At 68.4% G+C, this 9,139-nt stretch carries 9 protein-coding genes, 2 tRNA genes and 1 pseudogene; 5 read left to right on the plus strand and 7 right to left on the minus strand.

Features of this window, described 5'->3' with window-relative positions; translation table 11 throughout:
* Positions 1–1,336: 1,336 nt before the first annotated feature.
* A tRNA-Arg gene (locus VME70_15340) sits at positions 1,337–1,409 on the minus strand.
* A gap of 18 nt (positions 1,410–1,427) precedes the next feature.
* On the opposite strand from VME70_15340, the gene orn reads away from it, so the two are divergent.
* Together orn and VME70_15350 are read left to right on the plus strand one after the other, a co-directional pair.
* Positions 1,428–2,075, plus strand: a complete 648-nt coding sequence (orn, locus tag VME70_15345) for an oligoribonuclease (GenBank protein ID HTW21571.1) — start codon at positions 1,428–1,430, stop codon at positions 2,073–2,075.
* A 51-nt stretch (positions 2,076–2,126) separates the two neighbouring features.
* Positions 2,127–2,202, plus strand: a tRNA-His gene (locus tag VME70_15350).
* A 341-nt stretch (positions 2,203–2,543) separates the two neighbouring features.
* Here the strand turns inward: VME70_15350 and VME70_15355 are convergent.
* From VME70_15355 to VME70_15370, 4 genes and pseudogenes are all read right to left on the minus strand, one after another.
* Complete coding sequence (locus tag VME70_15355; protein ID HTW21572.1) at positions 2,544–2,840, minus strand: antibiotic biosynthesis monooxygenase; 297 nt, start codon at positions 2,838–2,840, stop codon at positions 2,544–2,546.
* Positions 2,841–2,854: 14 nt separating this feature from the next.
* Positions 2,855–3,496, minus strand: a complete 642-nt coding sequence (locus tag VME70_15360) for a peroxiredoxin-like family protein (protein ID HTW21573.1) — start codon at positions 3,494–3,496, stop codon at positions 2,855–2,857.
* 29 nt (positions 3,497–3,525) lie between these two features.
* A pseudogene (locus VME70_15365) lies at positions 3,526–4,339 on the minus strand (DUF427 domain-containing protein).
* A complete protein-coding gene (locus VME70_15370) occupies positions 4,336–5,127 on the minus strand; it encodes an SDR family oxidoreductase (GenBank protein ID HTW21574.1) in 792 nt (263 codons plus the stop codon). The pseudogene VME70_15365 and the gene VME70_15370 overlap by 4 nt, the downstream one beginning before the upstream one ends.
* Positions 5,128–5,170: 43 nt before the next feature.
* Here VME70_15370 and VME70_15375 point away from each other — a divergent pair, with 43 nt between their 5' ends.
* Positions 5,171–5,776, plus strand: a complete 606-nt coding sequence (locus VME70_15375) for a TetR/AcrR family transcriptional regulator (GenBank protein HTW21575.1) — start codon at positions 5,171–5,173, stop codon at positions 5,774–5,776.
* A gap of 224 nt (positions 5,777–6,000) precedes the next feature.
* Here VME70_15375 and VME70_15380 read toward each other — a convergent pair whose 3' ends face one another.
* Positions 6,001–7,455: an MFS transporter gene (locus tag VME70_15380; GenBank protein HTW21576.1), complete on the minus strand. Its 1,455-nt coding sequence runs from the start codon at positions 7,453–7,455 to the stop codon at positions 6,001–6,003.
* A gap of 153 nt (positions 7,456–7,608) precedes the next feature.
* Here VME70_15380 and VME70_15385 point away from each other — a divergent pair, with 153 nt between their 5' ends.
* Positions 7,609–8,139, plus strand: a complete 531-nt coding sequence (locus VME70_15385; GenBank protein HTW21577.1) for a hypothetical protein — start codon at positions 7,609–7,611, stop codon at positions 8,137–8,139.
* 144 nt (positions 8,140–8,283) lie between these two features.
* A complete protein-coding gene (locus tag VME70_15390) occupies positions 8,284–8,823 on the plus strand; it encodes a hypothetical protein (GenBank protein HTW21578.1) in 540 nt (179 codons plus the stop codon).
* Between the two features lie 21 nt (positions 8,824–8,844).
* Here VME70_15390 and VME70_15395 read toward each other — a convergent pair.
* Positions 8,845–9,139: hypothetical protein (locus VME70_15395; protein ID HTW21579.1), on the minus strand; the 295-nt coding region annotated here is incomplete at its 5' end.

Here is a 9,139-nt window from a genome sequence, read left to right on the forward strand (position 1 = left end):
CCGTACATCGGTCACGACTACGGCGGCACCAGCCTCGGCGCGCTGTCCTGGGTGCTCAACGCCTACACCATCGTGTTTGCCGCCGTACTCGTGCCCGCCGGACGCTGGGCGGACCGGGTCGGCCGTCGGCAGGTGTTCGGCGCCGGGCTGCTCGCGTTCACGGTCGGGTCAGCGCTCTGCGGGGTCGCACCGGGCGTCGGTCTGCTGATCGCGGCCCGGGTCGTGCAAGCCGTCGGCGCCGGTCTGATGGTGCCGACCTCGTTGTCCTTGCTGCTTGCGGTCGTCCCACCGGCCGATCGGGCCCGTGCGATCGGCACCTGGTCGGCGGTGGGCGCACTCGGCGCGGGCCTCGGACCCGTCATCGGCGGGTTGCTCGTGCAGGAGAACTGGCGGCTCGTGTTCTGGGTCAACGTGCCGGTCGGCCTGCTCGCGCTTGCGCTGGTACGTCGCTCGATCCCCGAGAGCCGCGACCCGGACGCACACCCGCGTCCCGACCTCGTGGGGGCGGTGCTGCTCGCGGCGTCGGTCGGGCTGGTTGCGCTGTCCCTCGTGAAGGCCCCGGACTGGGGCTGGGGCTCGGCGCGCGTGATCGGCCTGCTGTTGGTCGCGGTCGTCGGCCTGGTCGCGGTGGTTCGCCACTCGGCCGGACATCCGGCGCCGATCATCGAGCTTCCGCTGCTGCGGCTGCGCACCTTCAGCGGCGCGTTCGGTGCCTCGGTGCTCTACTACGCCGGCTTCGGCGCCTTCGTGCTGAACGCGGTCGAGTTCCTGACCGGCGAGTGGCACTACTCCGCGGTGAAGGCCGGGCTCGCGATCGCCCCGGGCCCGCTCTGCGTGCTGCCGTTCGCGCGGCTGGTCGCCCCTCGCCTCGGTGCACGGATCGGCGGGCCGGGACGGGTCGCCGTGATCGGGGCGCTCGTGAACGCCGCCTCGCAGGCGTACTGGCTGCTCGCCGTACAGGCAACACCCGCCTACGCCACCCACCTGCTACCGGCCCAACTGGTCGGCGGCATGGGCGTCGGGCTGACCATCCCGTCGCTGCTCGGCGCCGGCACCTCAGCCGTGCAACCGGCGTGGTTCGGGACCGGCAGCGGGGTGCTCAATATGGCCCGCCAGATCGGATCCGTGCTCGGTGTGGCCGGTCTGATCGCGATCCTGTCCGGTGCGCACTCCGGCGACGCGATCACGACGTACCGGCACGGAATCGCACTGATCATCGCGTTCTTCGTCGGTAGTGCCGTGGTGTCCGCGGCGGTTCTGTGGCGACGCCCCGCGGCGGTGGCGGTGCCTACGCCACAATCGGCGCGTGTGCATGCGCACGCAGTGCATCCGGCTGTGCGCCCGGCAGGAGTCGAACCTGCGACCAAGTGCTTAGAAGGCACCTGCTCTGTCCACTGAGCTACGGGCGCTTACCGCGTGATCAGGGTATGGCGTGGGAGAGTGTCGCGGTGCCACCTGATGCTCTGGTGTGGATCGACTGCGAGATGACCGGCCTTGATCCCGCCGTCGACGCACTGGTCGAGATCGCCGTCGTGGTCACCGATGCCGAGTTGAACCCGCTCGACGAGGGCATCGACATCGTCATCGCCACCGACGCTGCCCAGCTCGAGACGATGGACGACGTCGTTCGCGAGATGCACACGTCGTCCGGCCTGCTCGACGCTCTCGCGACCGCGACGACGACGCTCGAGCAGGCAGAGGATCAGGTCCTCGACTACGTCAAGCGGCACGTGCCGGAACGCCGCAAGGCTCCGTTGTGCGGCAACACGATCGCGACCGACCGCTCGTTCCTGGCGCGCTACATGCCGCGGCTCGACGACCACCTGCACTACCGGATGATCGATGTCTCGACGATCAAGGAACTGTCCCGTCGCTGGTACCCGCGGGCGTACTACAACGCGCCGGCAAAAAGCGGCGGCCACCGGGCGCTGGCCGACATCCTCGAGAGCATCAACGAGCTGCGCTACTACCGGGCGACGGTCCTGGTACCGCCACCGGGCCCGGACACCGATGCCGCCCGGGCGGCGGCCACGGAACTCACCGGCGCCGCTCCCGAGCCCGACACGAGCGGCTGACTCGCGGCTAGACTCCCGAAGGCGGTCCACGCCGTACGGCGAACCGCGATGGTGGGTGTAGCTCAGCTGGTAGAGCACCGGGTTGTGGTCCCGGGTGTCGCGGGTTCAAGTCCCGTCACTCACCCCATAGGTGTACGTGTGCGAACCGCCGAGCGTCATCAAGCGGGACGGCAGTCCGCCTCTGCTGGCTGCGGCGACGCGCCGTCGGCCACCGTCGGCGCGTACGTAGGCCGGATCCTCTAATCGGCCTCACGCGCCGTTTCGACAGCTGACGCGAACGCCTCGTTGCTTGAGCGACCAGGGGAGAGTGATCACGACACTGGCCGGTACCAGTGCGCGCCCCAGTCGGGCGTGAAACGCATGCGCTAAATCAAGCTGTCGTCGAGGCTGGTGCTGTTTTGATAGCTGCTCATCATCCGCCGGGCAATCTGGAGGCCGCGGATGCGGCGCTGTCGCCGGCGTCAGCGGCTATTTCACGGCAACGATGTCGACGGTGCGGATGTCTGGATCGCTGGCCAGTAGATCGGGGCCGACCTTGCCGAGAGCCTCGGGGATTGGGCCGTTTAGGTGTGCGTCGCGGCCCCCGTCTGTCTCGAATGTGTCGAAGATGCCGTAGCTGCTGTCACTGATTTTGAACGCGTACCAGGTGACTGTGCCCCGTTCAGCGACTGCGAGCTCGCGGCCTGCTTCCAGGAAGGCGGCCAGCTCATCGCCCTTGCCGGGCTTGGACTCCAACAGCGCGAGAATGCCAAGTTGCACGCTCATCGTTTGTGGTCCTTTCATCGTGGTTGTTGGGTGGATGTCGCCGCTCGGGCGGAGCGGGCGTGGTCGAGCGCGTCGAGGATCGCGTCCGGCTCGGAGCGGGTTGTGTAGTCCGGGTGGACGTCGAGCCAGCGCAGCCGGCCCTCCGCGTCGAGAACGGCTGTGGTCGGCATCGGCAGCCCGACGGTGCCGTCGGCGTTGGTGGCGGTCAGGTCGAGGCCGTGCTCGAACTGGACTGACAGCGCCTCGGCGGACGGCGCGGTGAGCACGCCGAGGGTCCGAGCGATTGAGTTGCCGGGGTCGGAGAGGACCGGGAACTCGAGGGAGTTCTTCTCCACCATCGACAGCGAGCCGTCGGGCTTCTGCGGGCTGACGGCGATCAGCACGGCACCGCGGCTGCGAAGGCGTGGGAAGAGCTGTTGCTGGTAGGTCCGCAAGGTGAGGTTGCAATATGGGCACCAGGCGCCGCGGTAGAGGACGATGACTGCGGGCCGGTCGGCGACCTCGTCGTACAGGGTGGTCGCAGCGCCGTGTGCGTCCAGCAACTTCGCGTCGGGGACGGGCGCGCCGAGTGGGAATCGGCCGCTCGGCACGATCGCCGCCGCGAGGGCGCCTTGTTCACGGCTGAAGGCGTTCTCGCCGTCTGTGTGCTCTCGCATCCGTCGAACCTGATCCGCGATCGGCGTCGTCATTCGGCTCCCTTCGGCGAACTGGAGAAGTGCGTACGCGGGAGCTCGAGCAGCTTGCCGTCGAGGAAGATCTCGACCTTCTCGTTGTAGAAGGCAATCAGGCCGGCGATCGGAAGCAGCGCTGCGGTGGGAAAGTCGTAGGTCCAGGCGAGATCGTCCGTGTCGGCGGCGTGAGCGAGCGACCAGTAGCCGGTTGTCCGGCCTTTGTAGGGGCAGCTCGTGACCGATTGCGTGGGCTGTAGTTGTTCGAAGTGCACGTCGGTGCGGTTGAGGTAGTAGCGGGTCGGAAGGCCGGTCTCGAACACCATCACGGGCGAGGAGGACTCGGCGAGGGCGACGCCGTCGAGCTCGATCCGAGCGTGTCGGGTCGAGCGGATCGCGTCGACGTGTGTATGGGTCGCGGGGGTGGACGAAGACCTGCTCGTCCTCTTCGTACCAGGCGTCGAACGCGGCCCAATCGAAACGCACCATCCCGGCGAGCGCGTCGACCTCCTCGCCCGCGAACAGATGTCCAACGCCAGGCTTGGTGATCTCACCGACGCGAAGGCCGTACCGCCTGGCCCGTCCCTTTCGTAGACGTTCCGGTCGGTTCTCGTCGACGATCAGCTCGGAATCGATGTCATCGACGGGGATGTAGTACTGGGGGTACTTCGGCGAGTCCCAGACGTACAGCGCCCGGGTCGTGTCGAAGACGGTAACGCCGCCCAGGACGGCGCGGATCCGGCGCGGCACCGGCTCGATGTGACCGACGGTGGCGATGTTCTCGGGGTAGTCGCGCACGGCGAGCTGTCCTTTCGCTCCCGTCGTGGTCATACGGCGACGCGACCGCCGTCGACCGGGATGACCGCCCCGTTCAGGTAGCTGGCCCGGTCGGAGGCGAGGAACACGATCGCTTCCGCGATTTCCTGCGGGTCGGCGGCCCGGCCGAGCGGAATCGTCGAGACGATCGCGTCGAATCCGTCGCCCATGGCGTCAGTCCCGGGCGTGCGAGTGGGGCCGGGCGAGACGGCGTTGACACGGACTCCCTGCGGGCCGTATTCGGCGGCCCATGCCTTCGTCAACAACGCCGTTGCCGCTTTGGAGGCGCCGTAGACCGACAGGCCGGCCATACCGAACTCGGCCACCATGGTGGTGACGTTGATGATGGCGCCGTGGCCGCGGGCCGCCATCCGCGGCGCGATCGCCGCGGTCAGCAGGAATGGCGCCTTGACGTTGACCGCGAAGGCCTCGTCGAAGACCGGCTCGGGAAGCTCATGCGTCGCGCCGCCGGGAAACACGCCGGCGTTGTTGACCACGATGTCGACGTCGGCGGCACGCTCGGCGAGCGCGCGCACCTCATCGGCCGACGCGAGGTCGGCGCGGACGAACTCGGCGCTCCCGCCGGACGTCTGGATCGCGGCGACCACGTCAGTGCCGCGCGTCTCGTTCCGGCCGGTAATCACCACATGAGCACCTTCACGTGCGAGCGCCTCCGCGGTGGCGCGCCCGATCCCCGACGTCCCACCCGTGACAAGTGCGCTCTTACCGTCTAGTTGATTCACAGCACCGCTCCTTAGTAGTGGACTAAACGGTCCAAAATATCCTCGGCTACCGAACCACACCAGGACTGGACTGTCAAGTCCAGAATCGTTTAGGCTGATCGCTATGCCCCAACCGCCTGCCACCGTGAAGGGCCGCGCGACCCGCGAGCGCATCCTGCGCGCGGCGGCCGAACTCGTCGCCGAAAAGGGCGCCGCCGGAATGACTCTCGACGACGTCAGAGCCAAGGCAGGCGCGAGCCGAAGCCAGCTCTACCACTACTTCGACGACCGCGACGAGCTTGTGCGGGCCGTCATCGACGTCACCAGCGACGCCGTGCTGGACGTCCAGGGCGACCTCCTCGACCGGCTCGACTCCTGGGCCGGAATCGACCGCTGGTTCGCCGCACTGGTTGCCCTCCAGGAGAAACGCCAAGCGCGCGGCGGCTGTCCGATCGGCTCCCTCGCCGGCCAACTCGCCGAACACGACCCGCAAGCGCGGACGGCCATCGCCGCCGGCCTCGAACGCTGGGAGACTCACCTCCGCGACGGCCTCACCCGAATGAAGGCCCGCTGCAAGCTGCGAGCCGACGCCGACCCAGCCGAGCTCGCCACCGCCACCATGGCCAGCCTGCAGGGCGGCCTGCTGCTCACCCAGGTCCGCCGCGACCCCGGACAGCTCCGCATCGCGCTAGCCGCAGCGCGCGCAAATCTCCGGCGTGCGGCCGTCTGACCGGCGAACCCGACGATACGGATCTGCGCACGGCGGCGCCGGGCTACCACGTGACCGGGACCGCAGCGCCCGCACGGCTAAGACTGGCCCCTCGACGAGCAAGTCGCGGTTCGTATTGTGGGAACTGAAGGACCCCACTTGCTCGGTTTGTGCACGGGTAGTTACCGCCCGCGGTACGTAACCGTGCACACATCGAGCGGCGGCGTCGGGGCAAGCGCTCGCGGTCAGGCCCGGCGGCCGCGTTCGGGGGCCCCGACCCGGGTGCCGCGGCTTTCGGCGACGCCGAGGGTCACAGCGCTGGCGGGATAGGCGACAGCCGCATCCGGCTCCTCGGTGAGCTCTTCCAGGCTCCTGCCTCTGGGTTCCGGCAGCAGAGTCGTCGCAAGCAGCCCGAGAAGGGACACCCCGGCGACGATCGCGCTGGATCGGCCGAGACCGATCCCGTCGACCAGCGACGTGAGCGCGTACGTACCGACAAAGGCCCCCAGTTTGCCCGACGCGGCAGCGATCCCGTGGGAGGTCGTTCGAACCCGCACGGGGAAGATCTCGGCCGGGTAGACGAACGTCGTCGTGTTCGGCCCGAACTCGGCGAAGAAGTACGTCGCTCCGAACAAGAGCAGGAACGGCAGCACCGACGTCGTCGCACCGGGAACCAGCCAGAGCAGCAGGAAGGCGAGCGTCATGACCGAGAAGCCCATGAGCTGCACGAACTTGCGCCCGAGGCGGTCGATCGTCCATGCCGCGACGAAGTATCCCGGCACCGCGGCCACCGCGAAGATCGCCAACGTGTAGGCCGTCTGCTCGGTCAGGCTCGCGTTCGGGGCGACCAGCTTCACGATCAGCGGACTCGCGATCGTGTTGCCGTAGTAGACGAAGTCGAAGAACAGCCAGGCCAGACTCGCACCGATCAACCAGCGGACCAGTCGGCGATCGGCGAAGGCGCCGCGCAGCCCGGTCAGCCGACCGGTCTCGCGCGCCTGCTGTTCGGCCTCCTTCGCCTCCATCTGCGCCAGCAGGAACCGGGGAGTCTCCTTGATCCGGCGACGCAGCCAGAACACCGACAGCGCAGGGACCGCGCCTAACCCCAGCAGGACACGCCACACCGTGTCGTGCGACATCCCGGTGGACAGCAACGCGATAGCAGCGAGCGGGCCGACCACGAGACCGGCGCCCTGCATTGCGAACACCAACGAGACCATCTTGCCGCGATTGGCCTTCGCGGCGTACTCACTCATGATGGTTGCGCTGACCGGATAGTCGCCGCCGATCCCGAACCCGAGGACGGCTCGGAAACCGAGCAACCAGTAGATGTTCGGCGAGAACGCCGAGGCCACCGCCCCGATGGCGAGGACGAGCACCTCGTAGCCGTAGATCCGCTTGCGCCCCAGCCGGTCGGCAACAATGCCGAACACCACCGCGCCGATGGCCGAAGTCAGAAGCGCCAGCGAGGAGACCAGCGACTTCTGCCAGCTCGCGATCGCCCACTCGTTCTTCAAGATCGACACCACGACCCCGATGACGAACAGGTCATACGCGTCGGTGAAGAAGCCCATACCGGACGTCAGCAGGATTCGCCAATGCTCGCGGTTCGTCTCCGCTCGGTCGAGCTGAGCGAGGAAGTCGCGGTCGATCGAGACGTTCTCGTCCGGGCGGGCTGCGGCAGCCACTGCGTCGGTCACGGGGTCCCCTTTCACCGAGCTGCTAGAGACCCCATTCCCGGCCGGCGCATGATTCGGACCGGCCAGACCGTGAACGTCGCGTGAACGGCTCGGAAGGCCGAAGGAAATGTGCACAAGCGCAACGCGCCCTTGCCGTGGCCTTAGGGTCGCAGGATGTCGCAACCGCATGACGGCCGGTTCTCCTTCGACGACCGGCTTCATCGACGGATCCGCCGGGCGTTCCACGAGGAGCTCGACGGTGGGCATCAGTCCGCCGTACTCGCATGGGCTTCCTTCGGCGCGACGTTCGGCGTGGCCCGCATCATCACGCATTGGATCCGCGACGGGCACGGGCCGAAGACCGGCGGGATGTCGATCCGCGGCCGGCACTTCCACCACTACAACATCGGGATCGCGATGCTGATGGGCATCGGCGCGCTGGCGATCCGGGGCGTCCGCCGCGTCGAGCGACCCGGCACCGCGGTCGCCTTCGGTGTGGCGACCGGACTGATCATCGACGAGGCCGCGCTGCTGCTCGACCTCGAGGACGTTTACTGGAGCGCTCCTGGCCGGCTCAGCGTCGACCTCGCGGTCGGCATCTTCGCGGCCGGCGGCTTGGGCATCGCCGGGCTGCCGTTCTGGCCGTCGTTCAGCCGAGAGCTGTCCCACTCCGTACGACGACGCTCAGCGCTGTCCAGCCGGTGACCAAGCCAGCCCACGCCTGACACCCTCGAACGGTTGTAGGCCCGTCGTACGCCGATCTCCAACCGGTCTCCACCCACGGGTCGATGCGATCGCGCCCGAGCTTTCCTAGCGTCGGTTCCGACACCGCGAATGAAGGGACCCATCGTGTCGGAGCTCGTCCGAATCGTTGCAGTCGTCGCCGTCGTGGGATTCGTGATCGCCCGCCAGTTCCGCGGCGAGCCATTGCGTGGCCGGCGCGTCGTGGTGCTGCCGATCGTCCTGATGGTGATCGGTGTGATCGACCTCAGCAGCAGCCATCCCACCGTCCGACCGATCGACATCGCCTGCCTGGTCGCGGGCGGCGTGCTCGTGGCCACCATCGGGATCGCTCAAGGGCGGGCGATCAGGCTGGAGAGCCGGGACGGTGCGCTCTGGGGCCAGATGCCCACATGGGGAATCGGGCTGTGGGTGCTGCTGGTCACCGTGCGGATCGGCATGACCGTGGTCGCGACCGGGCTGCACGCCCATGTCGCGGCCAGCTCGGACACCATCCTGCTGATGCTGGGCATCAACCGGCTAGGTCAGGCGGCCGCCATCGTGTGGCGCGCGATGGCCTCGGGGATCCCATTCGCCCCGGAGAAGGACGGGCGGCCGTTCCTTCAGGGCTGGGTCGGTCCCGCGCCGGACGCCTCCCGCATGCGGTGACGGACGGCCGGGATCGGACGATCAGTCCGAGCGTGGCCGGCGCACCCCGGCGGCAACCACCAGCAGCAGACCGACCGCGACCATGGCCACGCCGGCGCTCACCAAGGGCCGGGTCGGCCCGAAGCCGGTGAACGGCAAGCCGCCGTGCGAGCCATGGTGGTGCCGCGGAGTCGCCGCCACCACGACCGAAGCGTGGGCCCGCGCGGAGCTGATCGCCACCGTGCCGAGAACGTCGCCCGTCGCGATCGCCGTATTGCGAACCGTGCCGGCGGCGGCATCAGCCGCCGTAATGGTGTGACTCGGCACGGAACAGGTC

Source organism: Mycobacteriales bacterium (assembly GCA_035504215.1).
Classification (GTDB): Bacteria; Actinomycetota; Actinomycetes; order JAFAQI01; family JAFAQI01; genus DATAUK01.

Bases quoted from the DNA above. Each gene is read 5' to 3' on its own strand.
- VME70_15360 (HTW21573.1), bottom strand. From the start codon at position 3,496: ATGCGAGAGCACACAGACGGCGAGAACGCCTTCAGCCGTGAACAAGGC.
- orn (HTW21571.1), top strand. From the start codon at position 1,428: ATGGCGTGGGAGAGTGTCGCGGTGCCACCTGATGCTCTGGTGTGGATC.
- VME70_15385 (HTW21577.1), top strand. From the start codon at position 7,609: ATGTCGCAACCGCATGACGGCCGGTTCTCCTTCGACGACCGGCTTCAT.
- VME70_15355 (HTW21572.1), bottom strand. From the start codon at position 2,840: ATGAGCGTGCAACTTGGCATTCTCGCGCTGTTGGAGTCCAAGCCCGGC.
- VME70_15375 (HTW21575.1), top strand. From the start codon at position 5,171: ATGCCCCAACCGCCTGCCACCGTGAAGGGCCGCGCGACCCGCGAGCGC.